Below are 22899 nucleotides of genomic sequence, written 5' to 3'. Positions count from 1 at the left end.
ATTACTTCTTTATCTTTGGTTTTGAAGCTTCTGGTTTTTCGACCTTGCTTTGCGTTTGTAACAAATAATTTGCAAGAATTTTATCGACTAATTCTTCTTTCGTTAAATGATGAAAGATAGTTTTTATTTCAGATTTTAAACCTTCAGAAACCTCACGATTCGGTTTTGTTTTAAATATTTTTTTTGCCCATAATAAGGTATTATTATCTTCTATACTTTGAGCATCTGCTTTTTTAATTTCTTTAAAAGTGATTCCTAATTCATCTTCAAAACCATCAATATCAATAACTTCTTCTTCCTGTAAAACCGTTAAAGACAAACCTTTTGCTCCTGCTCTTGCAGTACGTCCACTTCTATGCACATACGCTTCATAAGTATCTGGTAAATGATAATTAACCACATAAGAAATATCTTTAACATCAATACCACGAGCTGCTAAATCTGTAGCAACTAATATTGAAATATGCCCTTCTCTAAACTGACCCATAATACGATCTCGAATACCTTGAGACAAACTTCCATGAAGTGCTCCTGAAGAAAACTTATTTATAGCTAAATTTTTAGCTAACTTATTTACAGCAGCTTTAGTTTTACAGAAAATAATACCGCGTTGCCCTGCTTTAGAATTTAAGAAATGCATTAAAATTTCTAGCTTTTCTATAGGTTCTACAACAACAAATTGATGATCTATGCCTTGATGCCCTAAAGTTTCCATGTCTGCTTCAACCTGAACCACATGCTTAGACATGTAATTCTGTACCAATTGCTTAATGGCACCAGAAAGTGTTGCCGTAAACAAAAACGTACGTCTCGCTTTAGGGATCGCTTTAATGATAATATCTAAATCCGTTTTTAAAGCGCTTACCATTTCATCTGCTTCATCTAAAACAAGATATTTAAGCGTTTTAATATTTACAGCTCCACGACTTATTAAATCTACCAAACGACCTGGTGTTGCTACAATAATATGCGTCTTTTCTGTTAATCGTTCTATTTGTGGCTTTATAGGAATCCCTCCAAAGGTCGCCGCTATAGAAATTGCTGAACTATGCTTTGAAAAGTCTACTAAATTAGCATGAATTTGTTGTCCTAACTCTCTTGTTGGTGCTAAAATTACAGCTTGAATATTGGTATCTTCAACATCAATTAATTGTAATAATGGCAAACCGAAAGCAGCAGTTTTCCCTGTTCCTGTTTTTGCAATTGCAACAACATCATCCTTTTTATTAAGGATAACAGGAATGGCTTTTTCTTGAATATCTGTTGGAACAGAAATCTTTAATTCCGCTAAACTTTGTATAAGTTCTGCGTTGATTCCTAAATCGGAAAAGTGCTTAGACATAAAATATAATTTTTGCAAAGGTAAGAATACCGTTTTTGGTAATGGGAAAAATAAATGATTACAGTACTGAACTATTTTTCTATTGAAATTAAAGTTATAACTGAAGGGTGACAGATTCTACTTTAAATATAATTAAAATAGACTTCTAAACACCCTGAAAATATTAGGTATAAAAAAACCATTAATTAAAATGGTTATATATTTGATGCTTGTAATTATGATTTCCTAATCACACGGACATTAGTGGCTATCGGCCCTTTTTTGCCTTTTTCAACATTAAAGCTCACTTTGTTCTTTTCTCTAATCTTGTCTACAAGATTTGTAGTGTGTACAAAAATCTCTTCGTTAGAATCATTAATAATAATAAATCCAAATCCTTTTTTAGCGTTAAAAAACTTCACGATGCCTTCTTTCGTTTCTAATTCTTTATTGCTACCAAACAATTTATTTATTAAATTTCTAATCATGATTTCTGTTATATTATTTTTTAAAATGTAAAAAAGTAATCGATTACTTTTATTTGTTACGGTTGCAAAAATAACATAAATAATAGATTTTGTAAGAATCCTTCTAAATATATCCATGAATATTATATAAATTCATCTTTATCACTGCTTGAATATGTATCTTTGAACTATAAACTCATAGAAGAAAACAGGTGCAGCAAATAAAAGACTATCTAGACCAATTAGCTACGATATCGCAGCCAGATTGGGATTTTTTTACTTCAAAGCTGCAGCGTCGCACAATAAAAAAGAAATCGATTTTCTTAAAAATCGACGAAATTGAAAATCATATTTCTTTTATAGAATCTGGTGTGGTTCGATTATTTATACCTAAAGAAAACCCTAGTAAGGAAATTACGTTTGGTTTTAGCTTTAAAGATCAGTTTGTGAGCGCTTATGATTCCTTTTTAACACAAACGCCATCTGCTTATCAACTCCAAGCTTTAACTGATACGACACTTTTAAGTATGACATATTCTGATTTACAAGAAGTATATAAAAACACCCAAATAGGTAATATAATAGGGAGATTAACGGCAGAACGTCTTTTTTTATTGAAATCTAAACGTGAACAGAATTTATTGAATCTTACAGCTGAAGAACGTTACTTAAAACTTTTTAAAGAGCGTCCAGAACTTTTGAAGATTATTCCGCTTAAATATATTAGCTCCTATATAGGAGTCACAGCACAAGCCTTAAGCAGAATAAGAAAACGTTTATAATAGTCGTTTTATTGATTTAGGTTCATTGTTTTGCTTCAAACATCAATTTATCTTTGCAAAAAAAATGTTATGATTATTATTCTTTTTGTTTTAATACTTTGGTATGGAGGCTTGTTTTTTCAGTCTTTCTTTTTGCATCGTTATGCTGCTCACCAAGTATTTACAATGTCTAAAACAGTTGAGCGAATTACGTTTATATTAACTTGGGTTTTTCAAGGATCTAGTTACCTGAGTGCTTATGGATATGGTATTATGCATAGAATGCATCATGCTTACACGGATACAGAACAAGATCCACATTCTCCTTCTTATGATGCTAATGTTTTTGCAATGATGTGGAAAACTAAAACTATTTATCAAGATATAAATAAACAACGTATTGCTATTGACGAGCGTTTCACTAAAAATGTACCTCAATGGAAGTCGTTCGATTCTTTTGCTAGCTCTAGATTTTCTAGGTTATTATGGATATCTCTTTATGTTTTATTTTTCGCCTTATTTGTAACAGCTTGGTGGCAATGGCTATTATTACCAGTTACATTTTTAATGGCTCCAATTCATGGTGTAATTATTAATTGGTTTGGTCATGTTTACGGATACGTTAACTTTAAAATGAAAAATACAAGCAAGAATTTATTTCGCTTCGATTTCTTAATGATGGGTGAAGGTTACCATAATAATCACCATAAATATGCAAGTAGAGCTAATTTTGGTGTTAAGTGGTACGAGGTTGATGTTACTTATGTAATTATTAAAATATTAGATGCGCTTGGTGTTATTAAGTTGAAACCCATTCGTATAAAAAAATAACCATTCTAATTTATTTAGAAATAAAATTATTGGCAATGTCTCGAGGATCTTTACGAACACGTAAAGGGATGTCTTCCTCATTGCCGTATAATTTAAGCTCCATAATGTCTGCAGGAAGATTAAGACCTTTTTCTGCTAAGACTTCTTTAACTTTTTTAATAATGAGACCTCTTAAAATACGTGAAGCCTTTCTATAATCTAGGGTTTCTACCCAAAAGAAAACTTTTAGATTAACAGTGCTTGTTGCGAGTTCATTTTCTATCACAAAATTATCATGGATATCATCGTGTACAATCTCTGGGTGTGTGTCTAGTATGTGATTAATGACATTTTTGGCTTCTTCAATATTATCTTCATACCCGATGCCTACAATGAATTCATTCCTATAAAAGCCATCTGCAGTATAATTTTCAACAGCCTTGGTAAGGACATCACTATTGGGTATAAAGATATCACGCCCATTTGGTGTTTTTATATGTGTATATCTAAAATTTAAAGCTTTTACTTTTCCAAATAAATCAGCGACCATAATAGTATCGTTAACATTGAAAGGTCTATTAAAGGCAAGTATGATACCTGCTAGAAAGTTTTTCCCTATATCTTGAAAAGCAAATCCTAAAATAATTGCAGCACCACCTGCTGCTGTTAATATTCCTGTAGCCACTCCGCTTAAACCAGCAACCTGTAATGCTAGTAATATAGCTATTAATATAAAAATAATTTTAATAGCTTGCGCTAAAAACCTAGCCATCAAAGGATCTTCAGCTTTCTTTAAAATTCTTTTTTTATAAATATTAGTCAAAAATCTAGCGATTAATACTCCTATTATTACTACAAGTATGCCTAAAGCTATTCTTGGTAAAATTTCTAAAAAATTATTGTAATATGTTTCAATTGAATATTGAACTTTATCTGTTGTAGATTTCTGAGCTGTTGTCATCTTATACTTACTAATATGTAAAACTATACATGTAAGAAAGCTTAAATACGACGAAGGTTTTAGCTGGAAAGAAATTAATATTAATCTATATAAGTGAAGTAAAAAGCAACGCTATATTTTTAAAACGGAAAAGCATCTTAATATATTAGGAGGTTCATTTTAAAATAAAACTAAATAATTATTTTACTAATTCGTTATTTCTTTTCAATACAATATTTCGTTCAGCCATCAAAACACTAGCTGTAGTTGTTAATTTAAGTATGCGACTCGTATCTCCTTTTTTTGCCATTTGTTTCCTACATCTTTTAGTTAATAAAGGATCTTCATCAAATAAAAATGTTTCTACTGCATATTCATTCATTGTAGGTGGTTTAATTAAAGGAAATATCTGCTGTAATTGATTATATCTTCTATCTCCACCAGGAACAAATGTATAAAACGTGTAGTGGCCATCAACATCTGTTTTAACCCAACTTCTATGAAAAACATAACGCTCGTCACCATTCTTTCTTAGATCAAAAGTACCATCTTCATCAGGTTGCTCTATAAAAAGAATAACATCTTTAGCGGGTGTTACCCCATCGCTTTGATAAATAATACCTGTCAGTTTTAATTTATTTTTTTTCGATCTGTAATCTGGAATTGTATCTGTATTGGTTAATTGCTTCTCTGCACGATCATATATAGGACTACTATTTAAATCAGAATTACTTTTTGAGGTTTGTGCTGTAAGCGAATTAACAACAGTAGCAAAACACAAAATACAGATAGGTATTAATAGTTTTTTCATTAGAATAAGTTTTATGGGATTAAACAAAAGTCATTCTTTTTAAAGTGTAAAACCTTAAAAATCATATTAATGCAGTGTATTCTCGTTAAACAGAATAAAAAAACAAAAATCACCGATGAAATACACTTTGCTTATGTTTAGACGTTTATACCTAACATGTGCTGTTTCTAAATTCTTATAATCTTATCATATTTTAATATTAATGCCAAACTTTAACTTTAAATAAATCTGTAAAAAGTATCTATATTTAAGAGTTAAATACTTTAGTTTTTATGATAAACAGATACTTGTTTTATGAATTTTTAAAAATATAATTACACTTTATAATATTGAATATTCATTTAAAACATAAAAGTATTTCGTCGATAAAATATGCGCTTAGTCAATTAAAATAACACTTTAACCGTTAAATATGTATTTCGTGCGTGTGCTTTTTTTATTAAAAATGACTTGATAAAGTTGTTTTATCTAATAAATTGTATAGATTTGTGACACTAAGATTAATTAAAAGCTTAAATATGAAAACTAAAACTACTTTTTTTTGCATTCTTTTTCTACTATTAGCGAGCATAAGTTTTGCTCAAGGAAGGGATGGCTCTCAAAGTATTATCAGCGGTAAAGTAAATATAAAAAAATACCATAGTCGTGATGAATTAAAACAGATGAAAAAAGGTGACTTACTTGTTCTTTATATAGAACGAATAGAAGTTATTGTAAACATCTTACCGAATATTGCATTTGCCACAAAACCTGGGGTTACCATGCAATCTTTAGGTATACCAGACACAAAGGATAATAAAAAGGCTTTAGAGGAAAATATTGAAGCTTCAACTTCTTATTTTGATAGTACAATTGAATTTCAAAAGAAGATATTACCTTATTCTGATACTATAGATTTAGTAGCTGCAATTTTATTCTATGAATCAACATTAAAATCGTTGCATACATATGATGATTTTAAAAGAGAATAGTTAGTTTTTTTAATTATAAAATGTGTTTTTTACTAAACCTTGACTGTAGTGAGTCAAGGTTTTTTTTTGTTTAATTTTTTTGTCAAAATATTCTTTTTATGCGTTAAAAAGGTTTTTTAAGTAGTATTTGGATTACATTCAATGTTATATTAGGTATTTTACCGATATTATTTGTGTTTCATAGATAAAGTTCTTATGTTTGAACTATAAAGTTTAAAACCCCTCATTAAAAATTATCTATTATGAAAAAAATAGCACTTACTACACTCTTCTTTCTTCTTGTGTTAAGCAATGCATTTGCTCAACAAGAAAAAGGAATTACAGGATATAATAATTGGCTTGATTCATGGACAGACTTTCAGCCGAACAAAGCTAGTTACGAAGAACCTACTCAAATACTTTCTGGTAACATTTCTGAAAACACTGTGTTAACAAAAAGAAATACATATTTATTACTTGGCGATGTATTTGTTACAGATAGTACAACTTTAACCATAGAGCCTGGAACTGTTATATTAGGAGATTTCAAAACAAAAGGATCTTTAACGATATCTAATGGTTCTAAAATTATTGCAGAAGGTACGACTACCGATCCTATTGTTTTTACATCTAATAAGGCGGATAGAAAACCTGGTGATTGGGGTGGGCTTTTTATATTAGGAGATGCTCCTCTTAATATTTTAGGAACAGCAACTTCTCTTAATTATGGATTAAAACCATCATCTACAAAGCATATCACTTATGGTGGTGAAAATATTGAAAGTAATTCTGGCTCTTTAAATTATGTAAGAATTGAATATGCAGGAAAAAGAACAAAAGAATTTGGTAATTACAGTGCACTAACTCTTGCTGGGGTCGGATCTGCAACGACCATTAAAAATGTAATGGTTAGTTATTGCGAAGGGCACTCATTTAATATTTTGGGTGGTGAGACCAATTTAACAAGAACAGTTTCATATAGATCAAATAATAATGATTACGACTTTAATTTAGGAGCTCAATGTAATATAGACAACTCTTTAGCTATAAGATCACCTTATATCTCAAGTGCTGATGGATCTCGTTGTTTATCAGTAAAATCTTATGATTCTAAAGAAAATGCAGACAGTTCTAAAAAGCAAACTTTTGTAAATGCTATTAATCTTACTTTAGTTAATGCGAGTAACGATTTGAAATATGATATGGAAATAGGTTTAGTAAAAGAGGCTATTTTTATTAGTACAGATGTTTCTTTCCACATTAATAATAGTGTTATTTCAGGATTTCAGCCTGCTGTAATATTAGACAGTAGAATTCCTATAAATAACGATAATCTAGCAAAAATAAGATTTACTCGTTCTTATTTTAATAATTGCAAAGGTAATATTTATAGAAAAGGATATTCCAACAATGATGATTTAGAAAGTTGGTATGGCAGTAGAGCTTTTGACAATGTTTACTCAAAAGGTCCTGATGATGAGACTTTTATAGACTCTGAAAATAGTAGATATCCGGATTACAGATTGCGTATCAATAAAATTATTGCTTCAAATGAAACGGATAACACGAAAGAATAATCTTAAATAAGAATTTAATAGAAAAAATATTTACAACTAAGCTGTTGTGATTCCTGATACAAACAAAACTAGCTTATAGATAAAACTACAATCCCTATCCTAATGCTTAAATTTAATTATCTTAATAATCTCTATTTTGTATTCTGCTTTTTTACCATCCCTATGGTAGAAAGCTCAAATGCGCAAATAGTAATAGGGACACCTAACTTAGGTTTTACTCAAGCATGTGCTAGTGATTCTTTTAATACTTATTATGCTACTTTTATATTTTCACCTGATTCAGATCTAAGTGCTTCAAATCAATTTAGTGTTGAATTATCTGATGGTGACGGTGATTTTTCAAATTCTACAATTATTTATACAACTGATGCTGGTGAGATAACTAGCTCCCCTGCAACATTAGGTTTCTCGTTACCAGAGACAACAGCTGGTGAAAACTATCGGATTAAGATTAGATCTACGGGGCCGGTTGCTTCGAGTTCTAGATCAGTCCCATTTGCTGCCTATTATAAAATTCAAGATTCACCATTTACGATTAACAATTTAATAGCTACAGGTGCTTTCTGTAGCGGTGGAAGTTATTTGTTATCGATTGATAACCCAGGAGATGGCACTAATGACTCACCTTTGCAATATCCAAATCTAACTTATCAATGGTATAGAGAAACAGGGCCGACAACCTCTACTTTTGTAGCAGATGGTCCTACATTAACAGTAGATACAGAAGGAACTTATTTTGTAGAAACAAACTACGGAAGTTGTACTTCTAATTCTTTTTCTAATCGTGTAACAATAACTCAAGCAGCCTCTGGGGAGGCAAACGCAACAATCATTTCTAGTTTAGGAAATCCATATTGTCCTGAGCAAGGCTATACGGTTCTAAACACTATAAGTGGTGAAAGCTATCAATGGTATAAAGATGGAAATCTTATACTTGATGCTACAGAACAAAATTATCAAACGATTGAATCTGGGGTATTTTCTGTTCAGGTTAATTTGGGTGAATGCTTAGCTTCTGGCTCAATTGATCTGGTAAGTGAGTTATTTGATAGTACTATTGATGTTCCTGAGTTTAATGAAATGTTAGCCGATGAATCTTTAACGGTAAATGTTACAGACACCGCAAATAGCCCTGAATATGAATGGTATTTAAACGGTGCTATTATTTCTGGGGAAACAGAGGCCACTTATATCGCTACTGAATCTGGGAATTACAAAGTTGTTATTTCGGAAACAGTAGGTTGTAATGTATCTATAGAATATGAGTTTGCTATAGAAGAAGCATTAGATCTTTTCCCTGAAGTAGCAGAAATCCCTAATCTAATCAGTCCAAATGGGGACAGTATAAATGACACTTGGATTATACCTTCAGAATATGTTAGTGGCACTGATACGGAAGTTCTTATCATGACTAATCAGGGTAAAGTTGTTTTACAAACAAATAACTATCAAAATAATTGGCCAGAAAATGATTTGAATTTAACAAGCGTTAATCAAGTCTATTATTACGTAATTACAACAACAGATAATAAAACAAAAAAAGGATCAATAACGGTCGTAAAATAGTATGAGAACATTTGTTTTACTTATTATATTATGTGTTTACTCTACGCAGGGATCCTATGCTCAACAAGAAGATGGGGTAGTTTCTTATGATCTTCCAACACGTAATTCACTTACCTTTAATCGTTTTACCTTAAACCCTACTTTTAGTTTTGTTAAAGAACAAACAAAGTATATTAGCTTTTACAATAAAAGAGAATGGGTACAATTTGAAAATGCACCACTCACCTATTTAGCAAGTTACTCAGGACGTTTTGGTGAAAATATAGGTGCTGGTTTAGGTTTGTTTCAACAAAACTATGGTGTTTTAACAACCTTTGGTGGCGTTCTAAATTTTGCCTACAACGCACAGTTAGGTTACGATAATAATTTAACTTTTGGACTTAATATAGGAGCCTACAAAAGCGGAGTTAATACGGCTAATGTCATTACCAATTTTGATGATCCATCATTACAAAATACTCCTGACAACTTTCTATTAACTGTAAATCCAGGAATTAACTACGGTACAGAGTTTCTAGATTTTGGACTTGCACTTAATAATTTGGCTTTATATAATGTGAATACTTCTGCATTAATTGAAGAAGATCCAAAACAAAGTGTACAAGCACACTTTATGTATACAGGTTACATGAGAAGTAGAGGATTTTTTGATGAAACTAAATTTACATCTTTAATAAGATCAGATTTTCAAAAAGAAGAAACCATCATTTCTGCATTAGCGATGGTTACCATTCCAAAAGGTATATGGGCTCAAGTAGGTTATAATACTTTATACGGAGCTTCTGGTGGAATTGGATTAAACATAACGACGCAAATAGCTATTGAATATAATTATGAAACTGCTTTTGGAGATTTAAGTAGTTTTGGTGCATCTCATGAGATTACACTAGCCTACCGTTTTAAGAATGACGATAACCGTGCAGACGAAGTAAGTAGTATACTTTCTAGCGGAAATAAAAGACGTAAAATTGTTAAAACAACAAACCCAAAAGTTGCTAGTTCTACAACAAAAAAAGCACCTCAGACTAGCACGAATGATGAGAAAAAGAAAAAAGAACAAGCGATACTATTAGCTGAACAAGAAGCTAAATTAAAATTAGAATCTGATAAGAAAGCTGAAATTTTAGCAGCACAGCAGGAGACTGAAGCTAAAGCAAAACTTTTAGAGGAACAAAAAACTCAAGAGTTAGCAGAGTCTCAAGCTAAAACAGATAAGGCTGAAGCTGATAAAATCGCAAAAGAAAGAGCTGAAACTAGAGCTAAACTCTTAGCAGAACAGAAAGCTCAAGAAGATGCTGCTGCACAAGCCAAACGCTTAGCAGAACAGAAAGCTCAAGCCAAACGCTTAGCAGAACAGAAAGCTCAAGAAGATGCTGCTGCTCAAGCCAAACGCTTAGCAGAACAGAAAGCTGAAGAAGATGCTGCTGCACAAGCCAAACGCTTAGCGGAACAGAAAGCTAAGCCAAACGCTTAGCAGAACAGAAAGCTGAAGAAGATGCTGCTGCACAAGCCAAACGCTTAGCGGAACAGAAAGCTGAAGAAGATGCTGCTGCACAAGCCAAACGCTTAGCGGAACAGAAAGCTCAAGAAGATGCTGCTGCACAAGCTAAACGCTTAGCAGAACAGAAGGCTCAAGAAGATGCTGCTGCACAAGCTAAACGCTTAGCGGAACAGAAAGCTGAAGAAGAAGCTCAAGCTAACGAAGTTGTTAATCCTACAGATAAATTAGGTAAATCTATGCTTGCTATATCTAAATCAGCAGATGAGTCTAAAGCTATACAGAATGATTTATTAGAACAATTCGATGCCATTATAGAAATTAAAGACCAAGACCTTAAGGATTTAAAACAGGAAAATGATTTAAGTGAACAGGGTATAGCTGTTCAACAAAAAGCTTTCAAAAGTGTTACAGAAGAGAATAATAGACTTGGCGGTATTAGATCTGACTTAGATAAAATTATAAAAGAGCGAAGTGAAAAAATCGACGAGCTAACTCAACTTTATGAAGAAAGAGCTGAAAATAGTGAATTTGCTATGGATGAAGTAAATCTGTTTTATAAAAAAGAAATTAAAAAGTTAGAAGCAGAGCAATTAAAAGCTGAAGAAATAAGAGCTGAATTAGATCTTAAATTAGAAGAAATTAGAATTGCTACAGAATTTGAAAATAGAAGACGTATTAAACGTGCTGCTTTTAGCAACGAAGAAGATAGATATAGTCAAGATAGAGCGATGCTAAAAACAATTAAAGAGACCACGCCTTTAAGTGAAACACCATTAAAACCAGAAGATTTTGATTTTGGAGAAATTCAAGGAAATAACATTAAAATCTTAAAGAAAATTAAAAACATTGAGAGTGGATATTATCTTATCATAGCAGTTCATAGTGATGCAGATAGTAGAGATAAATTTATAAAAAATGTTGTTGCATCAGGAAGAACGAATGTCGATTTCTTTCACGACGTAAACACTAGTAAATATTATATATTCTATGATAAATTCGATGACATAGGAAGTGCAACTAGTGCATTGTCATCTAAAGGAGATAGACCATATAATGGAAAAATGTCAATTGTAAAAATAGAAAACTAATAGAAGTCAACCCAACCCTTCCTTTATACTTTGCCTCAAGTTATAAAGTGATAAATAAAAACAAATGATCATGAAAAAAACTACTTTTTCTAGAATAGCAATAATTGCTCTCTTTCTTTTATTGGGACAACATATGTTTGCTCAAAACCTCGTGCCGTTTTCACCTAGATACGATCAAGCCATTAAAGGAGATATTCTCTTAATTGGAAATAGTAATGTGGGTTTGCATGTTTCTGACCCATATAATGGAGGTAATACTAATAATGAAGTAAATGCTGCTGTTTATGTAGATATAGATGGCGATGCTAGTACATTTAATTCTAGTAGTGCTAATTTAGATGTACCTAGTGCTGAGAGTTGTTATGAAATTGTTTATGCTGGTCTATATTGGAGTGCTGTAGTTGATGGAGATGAGCCTAAGTCTGACATAAAATTTAAAGTTCCTGGAGCAAGTTATGTAGATATTACAGGTACACAAATTTACTACCAAAATGCCTCTAATAATAGTAGTTCTAACACTTATGCTTATTATCATGATGTTACAAACTTGTTAGCTTCTCTGTCAGATCCTGAAGGTTCTTATACTGTAGCTAATATTTCTTCTTTAGTAGGTCCACAACCAAACTCAGAAGGACTTTCTGCTGGATGGTCGTTATTTGTTGTTTATGAAGATCCATTATTACCAAGTAAGTACATTACTTCTTTTGATGGTTTTACAAAAATTTCAAGTTCAAATAATGCAACCTTTCCTGTTAGTGGATTTACCACCATACCAACAGGACCTGTTCGTTCTAAATTTGCATTTAGTACTATTGAGGGAGATAGAAAATATACTGGCGATTATTTAGAACTTAACGGAACAACTATTAGCGTTACAAATAATGCTGGTAATGTTATACGTCCTGGAAATAACTTTTTTAATAGTACGGTTTCAGACATTGATCCTATTACAAATACATCAGAATTATTTACTGATAGAACACCAAGCAGTTCAAATACTTTAGGGTTTGATGCTGGTATAATAAATATACCTAACCCAGGTAATTCATTAATTGCTAATGGAGCAACGTCAGCAAACATTAGCTTAGGAAGTAATAATGATATTTATTACTATTATTTTAGTGCCTTTGCAATTGAAATTATAGCCCCTAATGTTGTGTTAACCAAAATTGTTGAAGATGATGCAGGAAATGACATTGGCGGTCAGCTCGTAGGTTTAGGGTCTTCTTTAAATTATGTTATTGGGTTTCAAAATACAGGTAATGATGATGCTACAAATTTTACAATAAAAGATATTTTACCTGTAAATGTTCTATATAATCATCCAACAGATTTAATTCTACCTTCTGGGGTTACAATTAATAGTTATAATCCCACTACAAGAGAACTTATTTTAAATGTAGATGATTCTCTTGTTGAAGAAAATGATCCTGTTTATGAAATACGTATTGAAGCTCAGGTTGTTGATGATTGTGGTCAATTAGCTGATGCATGTTCAAATATTATTAATAATCAAGCTTTCGCAACTTATCAGGGAACTGTAAATCCTGATTTTACAATTAGTGATGACCCTAGTTTAAATAGTAATACGGGTTGCTTAATTACACCACAAGCTACTAATTTTTTAACAGATCTTGATTGTACTTTTGAGCAAAGTGAAATCCTTTGTGGTGATAGCGTAGAATTAACTGCTGCTGATGGTTACGATTCTTATGCGTGGTCTACCAGTCCAACAGGAGTACCTGTGATTGGAACTTCACAAAGTATAACGGTTACTGATACTAATACTTATTATTCTTATAACACAGCAATTGCTCCATGTCAATCGATTACTCAGCAATTCAATGTGCAACTTTTTGGATCTGATACAACAAATCCTGCAATTCCTTATGCAGATGAAGTTGTAACTTGTCCTAACAATGGAGAATTATTACCTAATATATTTTTATGTGGTGCTGATGATATAAGAATTATTCAACCCAATGTATCAGATTCAACCAATATTACATGGGAGATATTAGATGAGACCAGTTGTGATGCCGTTTCTAATTCAGATTGTGCCAATGAAAGCACATCATGTACATGGAATTCAATTCCAGCTGAGTCTGGATTAGTAGTAGATACGGCTGGACAATATCGTATTACTATCAACTATCCGGGAGGTTGTTTTATTCAGTTTTACTTCAATGTTTATCAAAATGATATTAATCCTACAGTTGAATCAACAGATATTATTTGTGAAACCAACGGAACTATTACTGTAAACAATGTACCTGCAGGTTATGAATATAGCATTGATGGCACAAACTATCAAACTAGTAATGTGTTTTCAGTTGATACTGTTGGTACCTATACAATATATATAAGAGAATTAAATGCTTCACCAAACTCGTGTGTATTTACAGTACCTGACGTTCAAATTAGAGATCGAGAATTTAGCGGGACTGTTACAGTTACCCAACCGCTTTGTCATGGAGATAAAGGAAGTGTGCATTTATCTGCAAATGACGTGGATCCACAATATTCATTCACATTAACGCAATCTGGAAACCCAGTAAACAGTGTTGGTCCTATTATAGACAATAACTACACGTTTCAAAATTTAAATCCAGGAACTTACACTGCAACTATCGAATCTGAAAATGGTTGTACATATACGGAAGATTTTACAGTCATTGAACCTGCTATATTAACAGCTACTGTGGCTTTAACAGCCCCTTTAAATTGTTCAGGAGGTGAGTTAACAGTTTATCCTGTAGGAGGCACTTCTCCTTATTATTATTTTGTGAATGGTTCAACGGATTTTCAGTCAACTTCTACAATTGAAATATCTGCTTCTGGAACTTATGATATTACAGTAACAGATTCTAATAATTGTAGTACAGATGTAACAATTGTTGTCGATGAGATTTCAGGGCCAGACTTTACTATTGACACTACTGATCCTAGCTGTGCTGATACTAATAATTCTGGATCAATTACAATTAATGTAAGTAATCCAAATGGAAGTAGTATTAATTACAGTATTGATGGAGGGGCAACATACGTAAGTTCTAATGTATTTACTAGCCTAGCTGCTGGAGATTATGTTGTTTTACTTCAATATACTTCAGGATCTGATGTTTGTGAAACAGCTCCTCAAACAGTAACTATTAATGAAGGCGTTACTATTATAGGAACAGTAGAGTTAACAACACCCCTAACTTGTATTTCTAATGGAACAATTACAGTTACAGATACTACAGAAGGTGTTCCACCATATAGTTACAGTATCGATGGTGTTACTTTTCAATCGAGTACTGTTTTTAATAATTTATCAGAAGGAGATTATACTATTATTGTAAGAGATGCTACAGGTTGTACTTCAGCAACAGATGAGATTACAATAGACGCGTTAAATCCTCCAACAGATTTAGTTTTTGATAACTTATCTGTAACCTGTCCTACGAATACTACTACAGTAAACATTATAAGTACTACAGGGGGCATAGGAACATTAGAATATCAGATTATTTCACCAGCATCAGCTGCAACAGCATACCAAACCTCAACAGCATTTTCAGGAATAGAACCAGGAACTTACACATTTCAAGTTAAAGATGAAAATGACTGTACTTACAGTGAATCTTATACGGTAGATCCAATAGCGACTCCAACATTAGATGTTACCTTAACAAAAGTCTTGGATTGTTCTACAAATCCAGATGCTATTTTTACAGGAACAATGACAGGTACAGCACCTTATACGTATGCTGTTTCTTTTAATGGCGCTCCTTATACAAATGTAGGATCTACAGGAACACCTTTAACACATACTGCTGCAGATGCAGGAACTTATCAATTTGAAATTACAGATGCTAATGGTTGTACTGCTGAATCTTCATTAATTACATTAAACCCATTATCACTGCCAGACTTTAGTGCTGTAGTGCAAGTGGAACCTATTTTATGTAATGGTGATTCAAACGGATCAATTGATGTTACTATTGATACATCGTATGGAACACCTCCATTTGTAATTAATGTTAATAATGACACCACAGGAACTGACTACGGCACACAAACGACTAGTTTACCAGCAGGAACTTATTCTGTAACTGTTACGGATGCCAAATTATGTACTGATACTGAAATCGTAACAATTGATCAACCAGATCCTATTGTTGTAGATTATCAAACTATTGATATTACTTGTGGTCCTTCAGGTGTTTCTCAAGGATCGGTTATTATAAACTCTGTAACAGGTGGTGTTGGTCCTTATAATTATTTTGTAACAGGATCAAATGGTTATGCAGAATCTGAACTTAATAACTTAGGAACTACATCTACGGTCTTTGATGTTGTTAATTTTGGTTTATACCAAATTAATGTTGTCGATGCTAATGGTTGTTCTGTATTAATTCAAGATGTGTTAGTGGCTTCACCTCCAACAGATTTAGATATTAACGTTACAGCTACAGTAGACTGTGCTACAGGAGGAGAAGTTTTAGTACGTGTCGGATCTACTTTAGCTAGTGCTGGACCTTTCTATTTTAGTATTTACGAAGGACCTGGGTTTAATTATCCAACAGGTACTTGGTTAGCTGAAGACACTGCAGGAAGTGAGTCTGCGACATTCACAGGGTTAATACCAGGTGTATTGTATACATTCATTGTATATGACCAAGCTACAAATTGTAGCTATTATGAACCTGCAACCGTGCCTATTCCAACAAATTCAACATTAACAGCAACAGCTGTAACTGCAAATAACATTACATGTACAGGCAGTGGAGATGGAAACGTATCATTTACCATAAACAGTCCTTATGGATCTGACGTAGATGTAGATTATGATATTTTTGATTCTTTAAGTTTAACTTCTACAGGAAATAGTGGATCAGGAACAGTAACTGCAAATGGTTCATTAACTATTAATAATTTAGGAACATTGCAGTTCGGTAACTATTTTGTTTCCATAAGAGAAACTTCTGGTCCTAATGCAGGTTGTGGAATTGTAACACTTCCTTTTAATATAACGGAATCAGCTTTTCTTTTAGAATTAGCAGTTTCTATAGATCAAAATGCTAATTGTGCACCTAATTCAGGCATTATAAGTGCAATTGGTTCTAACGGAACACCTCCTTATCAATACCAAATAACAACATCAGCCGCTGCTCCACCAGTTTCAGATGCAAATTGGGCTTCTACGAGTACATTTAATAAGGATGCAGGTAGTTACTATGTACATGTTACAGATGCCTATGGCTGTGTACAAACAAGTAATGTTCAAGTTTTAACTATGGATGATACTCCTGAAATTTCAGCAACATTAACAAATCAATGTACTGCTGCTGAAGGAGAATACGAAATAGATGTCGCTTTAAACGTGTTAGGAGTACCTCCTTATTCGGTGAGCATTAATGGTGGTGCTTTTCAAGCACAATCATTTCCTTTTACAATTACAAACTTATATTCAGGAACACATACTGTAACGATCAATGATGTTAATGGTTGTGGAAATACTGTTTCAATAGATATTGTTCCACCTATTACAATAACACCTGAAGTTACTGTGCTTCCAACATGTAATGATGATGATGGTGAAATAGCAATGACAGGTACCGGAGGTTCTGGTTCTTACAATTATAGTATTTCACCAAGTGCTTCTTCTATCAGCTTAACTGGCAGTGTGTTTACAGGAGTACCTTCAGGAACTTATGCAATTACTATTACTGATGCGGTTACAGGATGTACCGATGAAGTTTCAGTTGTTCTATCTCCTGCAGTAGTACCAATGTTTACGTTATCACCGACAAGCGTAACATGTTTTGGAGACAATTCAGGATCGTTTGAATTAAATGTATCTAATTATTCTGGTGCTTACAGTTATGAAGTATTTAATAACTCGGGAGTATCAGTAACGGGAGTTGTCAATGCAAATACATCAACTAACCCAGAAACTGTTACAGGTATGGAAGCTGGTACATTTACAGTTGTTATTATAGAAACAGATGTTCCTTTTTGTTCAGCTTCAAATAATGTAACTATTACTTCGCCTTTAAATGCTTTAAGTCTTAATATTTCTGAAACATCTAATGTAACATGTACAGATAATGAAGGAACTATAAATGCTGTTGCATCTGGTGGATGGGGAGATTATGAATACGAATTAACAGGCGCTGCTACAGTTGCTTATTCTTCTAATAGTTCATTTACTGGACTTTCAGCAGGAAACTATACGGTTAATGTAAGAGATGCTGGAGGTTGTATTGTAACGGAAAGCATTACGTTAGAAATACCAGATCCTATTACGGCTACATTTACACCTAACACTACAATGCTATCTTGTTTTGGTGATCAAGGTGCAAGCATAACAATTACTAATGTTATTGGAGGACAAGGTTCTAATTATACCTATACATTAAATACTGTATTACCTACACCAAGTGCATCAGGTCCACAAACATCTAATGTATTTGAAAACTTAGGACAAGGAACTTATTTTGTAACTATTAATGATGGTTATAATTGTGAGGCAACATCTTTAGATATTGTAATTTCAGAACCAACACCGATAGAAGCAAGTTTAGTGAGAACAACAACACAGACTTGTTTATCAGAATCGACTTTAACGTTAAGTGCCACTGGCGGAACAGGACCATACACCTACAGTGAAAATGATACTTTTTCACCTGACCTTGGAACATTTAATACAAGTACAACCTTATGGGTTCCTGATGGTACTTATTCTTATTATGTAAGAGATGCCAATGGTTGTGTGGCAAATATTTCAAATGAAATTACTATTGATCCTTTACTTCCTTTAGTAGTAACACTAGGAGCATCCAACTTATTTATCAATTGTTTTGGTGAGAATACGGGATCTATATCAGCTACTGCAACCGGAGCTTTAGGAAACTACATATATACATTACAAGATAATTTAGGTAATACTGTTAGTGCACCTCAAACAAGTCCTGGTTATTTCACAGAACTTATTGCAGGCGATTATGTTGTTCTTGTAGAAAGTGGTGATTGTGCTATTACTTCAACATCAATTAGTATTACAGAACCAGATGATGCTTTAGATGCTTCACTTACCTCTAACAATGTAACCTGTGCAGGAAGTAATAATGGATCTATTGAAATTACGGCTTCTGGCGGAACAGGAGTTATTAAGTATGCTATTTCACCACAATTAAACCAGTTTTTTACGACTAGTACTTTTGAAAACTTAGCACCTGGTGATTATATCGTTAAAGTGCAAGATGAATTAGGATGCGTAATAACATTCAATTCTACTATAACCGAACCATTACCTGTAATCTTAAGCATTGTTCCAAATTCACTCTTTCCTGAAGTTTGTACAGGAGCGTTAGAGGGAGAGTTTAGTATTGCGCTCTCAGGAGGAACATTACCTTATAGTGTTAGCTTAGATAGTTATGATGGTCCTTATACGGATGGAAGTGCAACTCAAACTGAATTTGATTTTACCAATTTAGAAGGTGGAGATCATATTGTATTTGTAAAAGATGCTGAGGGATGTGAGTCTGAATGGAATATCACTTTCCCAGAATCAGTTAGCATTTTACCAGAAGTTGTTATTGAAAATATATGTGATAATAATGTTCAAGGTAATATTGTAACGGTTACTGTAGATGCTTCTATTGACGATCTTACACTTCTAGAATATTCTTTAAATGGTGGACCATATCAATCTGATAATGTATTTACAAATTTACCAGAAGGTACAGGGTATTATATTGATGTAATGCATGAAAACTTATGTGTTCAACGTACTGACTTATTCGATATTGACACCGTAGCCCCTGTAACGTTAACATTAGCTGAAGGTGGATTAAATGAATTTATTGCAACTGCCACTGGTGGTAGAGGTGATTACCAATACACATTGAACGGAGAAGATGTTGGCTCAGAAGACACCTACATAATTACAGAGTCTGGTTTATATACTGTAACCGTAACTGATAGTAGTGGTTGTTTTGCAACAGCACAGATTCAATTAGAATTTCAAGATATCTGTATTACAAATTGGTTTACGCCAAATGGAGATGGTAATTTTGATACATGGGCACCAGGTTGTACAGATAACTACCCTAATCTTACCTTCGATATATTTGATCGATATGGACGTAAAGTAGCGAATTACCATGTTGGTGAAGCTTGGGACGGTAGATATGATGGTCGTGAGTTACCTTCTGGAGATTATTGGTTTGTGGTACAAACTAATGATGCAACAAACGATAGAGAATTTGTTGGACACTTTACATTATACAGATAATAGCATATAATAATAGACAGATAGTATTATGAAAAAAATAGCCCTATATATTCTTTTTTTGGTCTTTGCACAGAGTTATGGTCAAGAATTAAACCTACCTGTATTTACGCAATATTTGGCAGATAACAATTTTGTGATTTCACCAACTTATGCCGGAATTGGTGATAATTTAAAAATCAGAGCCAACGGTTTAACCCAATGGGTTGGTATTAAAGATGCGCCAGACAATCAGTCGCTTTATGCAGATTTTAGAATTTCTGATCGTACAGGTGTGGGAATATCGGCATACAATGATAAAAATGGAAACACACGTCAAAAAGGTGTTAAGTTTTCTTTCGCTCATCATATTACATTAGATTATAAGTCTAAACAATTCCTTTCATTTGGGTTGTCTTATAATATTAATAATTTTAGAATAGCCACAGAAGATTTTAATACAACTTATGATACACCTATTTTAGATCCTTATATTACAGGAGATAAAGGACAATCAAATAATAATTTTGATGCAGGACTATTATACCGATGGAAAGCATTTTACTTAAGTTTTAATGCTAATAATATCTTAAGTAAAGACATAGATGATTATGTAAATATTGAACCGAGCCTACTTTTAAATTATCAAATTTATACAGGTGTGGTTATAAAAAGTAAGAGTAACAGAGATGTAGAATTAGAACCCTCTATTTTTTACCAAATGTTTAGTAGTGATAAACGTTCTACTACGGATCTAAATTTTAAATATAGAAAGTTTAATAGAAAAGGAGATTACTATTTTGTAGGAGGATCTTACCGTTTTCTTAACGATCAATTTATGACACCTTTAAATGTTGGACCAATAGCTGGTATAACTTTTAATCAATTCTTTTTTGCTTACTCTTATCAATCGACTATTAATGATTTGTCTTCGTACAACTCAGGAACCCATATGGTAACTATAGGATTAGACTTCTTTCAGGGTGCAAGTAACTGTGCTTGTACAAAAGGAACTAGTCAAAGTTATTACAGATAAGCATATTGCTTCTCTCCTATTCTTACTAACGTTATCACTTATGATTGATTAAATTATAAGTGGTAACGTTTTTTTTAATTCAAATTCTACATTTCTTAGTTCTAAGATTAATATTTTTTTCAGTCTATCGTAATTCCGTTAAGACTTGATTCTTTTCAGTTAAAACGAAGGAGGAACAATTGTTACCTTGTTTAAAATTAATAACAGAAAAAAATTATGGAAATTATATTTGAATACAACGATGTAGCCTCAAGCGATCGCTTAGAAGAACATGCTAAAGAAAAATTAGAAAAACTGTTTACACGTTATGATTTTGTAATTAGAGCGGATGTTTTTTTTAAATCAGAAAACACAACTAGTGACGAAACAGGAAAAACGGCTGGTATAAGACTTAGCGCACCAGGACCTCGATTATTTGCAGAGTCATCTAAAGAAAATTTTTATGATGCTATCTCTGAAACAGTAAATGAATTGATGCGTCAATTAGAAAAGAGGAAAGATAAAATGAAAACTTATTAAAAAAAAGAAACTATGGGAGTGATAAGCAGAGATAAAAAACAAATTAATTGCGTGTATGCAAGTGATTCAGATTTTGGGAAACAATTAGAAGGCTATTTAGAATCTTCAGGGAAAGATATTTTAATGGTAAACATTACCAACACAATGCCAACACCAACACAATGGCAAGAATTGGCAAAAGAACTTAATGTAGGTATTGAGGATTTATTAGATTTATCTAAAGTAGACGGAGTTAGGAAAACTTCTAATTTTGATGCCAACGATTACTTAACCATTTTAGATAAAAACCCAAAAATACTTAAGGGAGCTATCATTATTAATGGAGATAAAACAAAGCACATTACTAATGTTACTGAAGTTTTAGAATATTTTAATATTGACAGTGCAGGTATTGAAAAAAGACTGCATACTGATGAACCAGATATTAATAAATCTACGGAGAACGAGAATTTTGTCTAAATTAAATTTTAATTTTGTGTGCAATGGATAAGAGCACACTATTAAGGTACAAAGGTTACGTAAAAACGCCTTCACTTTTTAAATCTAGTGATTTTACAGAAATCGATGCTTTAAAATTACCTTTAACTTACAAATTATTAGATACAGATAGTAAATTCAAAAATCATAGGTTGGGCAAACTTGTGGAAGAATTTGTGTTTCATCAATTAAAACAACAACCGGATGTTCAGGGGATTATTGAAAATATACAAATACAAAAAGAGCAACAAACTATAGGTGAGATTGATGCTCTTTTTTATGAAAAAGAAAAACCTGTACATCTAGAAATCGTATATAAATTCTATTTATACGACACGTTTCAATCCTACACCAATCCCCTATCTTACTGGATTGGCCCAAACAGAAAAGATGCACTCTGTTATAAATTAGAAAAACTAAAAAACAAACAATTTCCGCTTCTTTATAGAAATGAAACCAAAAATCAATTAAAAGATTACAATATTAATATTGCTGAGGTTTCACAAAAACTCTATTTTAAAGCACAGTTATTTTTACCTTATAGAAGAAATAACATTAATATAGGTGCAATCAATGAGCAATGTGTGTATGGATTCTATATTTCATATAAGGATATTAATGTTTTTGAAACCTATAAATTTTATATTCCAGAAAAATTAGATTGGCTAATAGATCCGCACGTTAATGTAGAATGGCAAGATTTCAATTTGGCTAAAGATATAATTGAAAAACAAATAAAAGAAAATCGTTCACCTTTAGTTTGGCTTAAAGTGAATAATACTAAATTTGAAAAATGTTTTATCACCTTTTGGTAA

At 32.5% G+C, this 22899-nt stretch carries 16 protein-coding genes; 12 read left to right on the top strand and 4 right to left on the bottom strand.

Features of this window, described 5'->3' with window-relative positions; genetic code table 11:
• Nucleotide 1: 1 nt before the first annotated feature.
• Both HM985_RS07540 and HM985_RS07535 read right to left on the bottom strand, forming a co-directional pair.
• Nucleotides 2-1342, bottom strand: a complete 1341-nt coding sequence (locus tag HM985_RS07540; RefSeq protein WP_179375677.1) for a DEAD/DEAH box helicase — start codon at nucleotides 1340-1342, stop codon at nucleotides 2-4.
• Between the two features lie 215 nt (nucleotides 1343-1557).
• Entirely contained in the window at nucleotides 1558-1809 is a 252-nt protein-coding gene (locus HM985_RS07535; RefSeq protein ID WP_179375676.1) for a cold-shock protein, read from the bottom strand.
• Between the two features lie 191 nt (nucleotides 1810-2000).
• Between HM985_RS07535 and HM985_RS07530 the strand changes: the two genes are divergently transcribed.
• On the top strand, nucleotides 2001-2570 hold the full coding sequence (locus HM985_RS07530) for a Crp/Fnr family transcriptional regulator (RefSeq protein ID WP_179375675.1): 570 nt from the start codon (nucleotides 2001-2003) through the stop codon (nucleotides 2568-2570).
• Nucleotides 2571-2639: 69 nt separating this feature from the next.
• Nucleotides 2640-3380 carry an acyl-CoA desaturase gene (locus HM985_RS07525; protein ID WP_179375674.1) on the top strand — a complete coding sequence of 247 codons (741 nt, stop codon included), beginning with the start codon at nucleotides 2640-2642 and terminating at the stop codon, nucleotides 3378-3380.
• Between the two features lie 10 nt (nucleotides 3381-3390).
• Here the strand turns inward: HM985_RS07525 and HM985_RS07520 are convergent, their stop codons facing one another.
• On the bottom strand, nucleotides 3391-4320 hold the full coding sequence (locus tag HM985_RS07520) for a mechanosensitive ion channel family protein (protein ID WP_179375673.1): 930 nt from the start codon (nucleotides 4318-4320) through the stop codon (nucleotides 3391-3393).
• Between the two features lie 178 nt (nucleotides 4321-4498).
• Nucleotides 4499-5110 (bottom strand): peptidase associated/transthyretin-like domain-containing protein, encoded by a 612-nt coding sequence (locus tag HM985_RS07515; RefSeq protein ID WP_179375672.1) that lies wholly within the window; start codon nucleotides 5108-5110, stop codon nucleotides 4499-4501.
• A 518-nt stretch (nucleotides 5111-5628) separates the two neighbouring features.
• Here HM985_RS07515 and HM985_RS07510 point away from each other — a divergent pair.
• The 10 genes from HM985_RS07510 (at nucleotide 5629) to HM985_RS07470 (ending at nucleotide 22899) form a co-directional block, all read left to right on the top strand.
• Entirely contained in the window at nucleotides 5629-6081 is a 453-nt protein-coding gene (locus HM985_RS07510) for a hypothetical protein (protein WP_179375671.1), read from the top strand.
• Between the two features lie 242 nt (nucleotides 6082-6323).
• The gene (locus HM985_RS07505; RefSeq protein ID WP_179375670.1) at nucleotides 6324-7637 is read left to right on the top strand and encodes a hypothetical protein; all 1314 of its coding nucleotides are present in this window, start codon (nucleotides 6324-6326) and stop codon (nucleotides 7635-7637) included.
• 102 nt (nucleotides 7638-7739) lie between these two features.
• Entirely contained in the window at nucleotides 7740-9203 is a 1464-nt protein-coding gene (locus HM985_RS07500; protein ID WP_179375669.1) for a T9SS type B sorting domain-containing protein, read from the top strand.
• Between the two features lies 1 nt (nucleotide 9204).
• Entirely contained in the window at nucleotides 9205-10677 is a 1473-nt protein-coding gene (locus HM985_RS17235; RefSeq protein ID WP_246284974.1) for a PorP/SprF family type IX secretion system membrane protein, read from the top strand.
• 263 nt (nucleotides 10678-10940) lie between these two features.
• Nucleotides 10941-11792, top strand: coding sequence for a sprD domain protein (locus tag HM985_RS17230; RefSeq protein WP_246284973.1), 852 nt, complete (start codon nucleotides 10941-10943; stop codon nucleotides 11790-11792).
• Between the two features lie 70 nt (nucleotides 11793-11862).
• Nucleotides 11863-20076 (top strand): T9SS type B sorting domain-containing protein, encoded by an 8214-nt coding sequence (locus tag HM985_RS07490; protein ID WP_179375668.1) that lies wholly within the window; start codon nucleotides 11863-11865, stop codon nucleotides 20074-20076.
• A gap of 28 nt (nucleotides 20077-20104) precedes the next feature.
• Nucleotides 20105-21088 (top strand): PorP/SprF family type IX secretion system membrane protein, encoded by a 984-nt coding sequence (locus HM985_RS07485; protein WP_179375667.1) that lies wholly within the window; start codon nucleotides 20105-20107, stop codon nucleotides 21086-21088.
• A gap of 216 nt (nucleotides 21089-21304) precedes the next feature.
• Nucleotides 21305-21607, top strand: coding sequence for a ribosome hibernation-promoting factor, HPF/YfiA family (hpf, locus tag HM985_RS07480; RefSeq protein WP_179375666.1), 303 nt, complete (start codon nucleotides 21305-21307; stop codon nucleotides 21605-21607).
• A gap of 12 nt (nucleotides 21608-21619) precedes the next feature.
• Complete coding sequence (locus HM985_RS07475; protein WP_179375665.1) at nucleotides 21620-22066, top strand: arsenate reductase family protein; 447 nt, start codon at nucleotides 21620-21622, stop codon at nucleotides 22064-22066.
• Between the two features lie 23 nt (nucleotides 22067-22089).
• Nucleotides 22090-22899: a DUF1853 family protein gene (locus HM985_RS07470; protein WP_179375664.1), complete on the top strand. Its 810-nt coding sequence runs from the start codon at nucleotides 22090-22092 to the stop codon at nucleotides 22897-22899.

This window comes from Winogradskyella wichelsiae, assembly GCF_013403925.1.
Taxonomy (GTDB): domain Bacteria; phylum Bacteroidota; class Bacteroidia; order Flavobacteriales; family Flavobacteriaceae; genus Winogradskyella; species Winogradskyella wichelsiae.
Note: the sequence above shows the minus strand (reverse complement) of the source record. Positions and strands in the feature narration are given on the sequence as shown.

Coding starts and splice junctions, on each gene's coding strand:
- HM985_RS17235 (WP_246284974.1), top strand. CDS start 9,205: ATGAGAACATTTGTTTTACTTATTATATTATGTGTTTACTCTACGCAG.
- HM985_RS07490 (WP_179375668.1), top strand. CDS start 11,863: ATGAAAAAAACTACTTTTTCTAGAATAGCAATAATTGCTCTCTTTCTT.
- hpf (WP_179375666.1), top strand. CDS start 21,305: ATGGAAATTATATTTGAATACAACGATGTAGCCTCAAGCGATCGCTTA.
- HM985_RS07485 (WP_179375667.1), top strand. CDS start 20,105: ATGAAAAAAATAGCCCTATATATTCTTTTTTTGGTCTTTGCACAGAGT.
- HM985_RS07505 (WP_179375670.1), top strand. CDS start 6,324: ATGAAAAAAATAGCACTTACTACACTCTTCTTTCTTCTTGTGTTAAGC.
- HM985_RS07515 (WP_179375672.1), bottom strand. CDS start 5,110: ATGAAAAAACTATTAATACCTATCTGTATTTTGTGTTTTGCTACTGTT.
- HM985_RS07520 (WP_179375673.1), bottom strand. CDS start 4,320: ATGACAACAGCTCAGAAATCTACAACAGATAAAGTTCAATATTCAATT.
- HM985_RS07525 (WP_179375674.1), top strand. CDS start 2,640: ATGATTATTATTCTTTTTGTTTTAATACTTTGGTATGGAGGCTTGTTT.
- HM985_RS07540 (WP_179375677.1), bottom strand. CDS start 1,342: ATGTCTAAGCACTTTTCCGATTTAGGAATCAACGCAGAACTTATACAA.
- HM985_RS07500 (WP_179375669.1), top strand. CDS start 7,740: ATGCTTAAATTTAATTATCTTAATAATCTCTATTTTGTATTCTGCTTT.
- HM985_RS07470 (WP_179375664.1), top strand. CDS start 22,090: ATGGATAAGAGCACACTATTAAGGTACAAAGGTTACGTAAAAACGCCT.
- HM985_RS07475 (WP_179375665.1), top strand. CDS start 21,620: ATGGGAGTGATAAGCAGAGATAAAAAACAAATTAATTGCGTGTATGCA.
- HM985_RS17230 (WP_246284973.1), top strand. CDS start 10,941: ATGCTTGCTATATCTAAATCAGCAGATGAGTCTAAAGCTATACAGAAT.
- HM985_RS07510 (WP_179375671.1), top strand. CDS start 5,629: ATGAAAACTAAAACTACTTTTTTTTGCATTCTTTTTCTACTATTAGCG.
- HM985_RS07535 (WP_179375676.1), bottom strand. CDS start 1,809: ATGATTAGAAATTTAATAAATAAATTGTTTGGTAGCAATAAAGAATTA.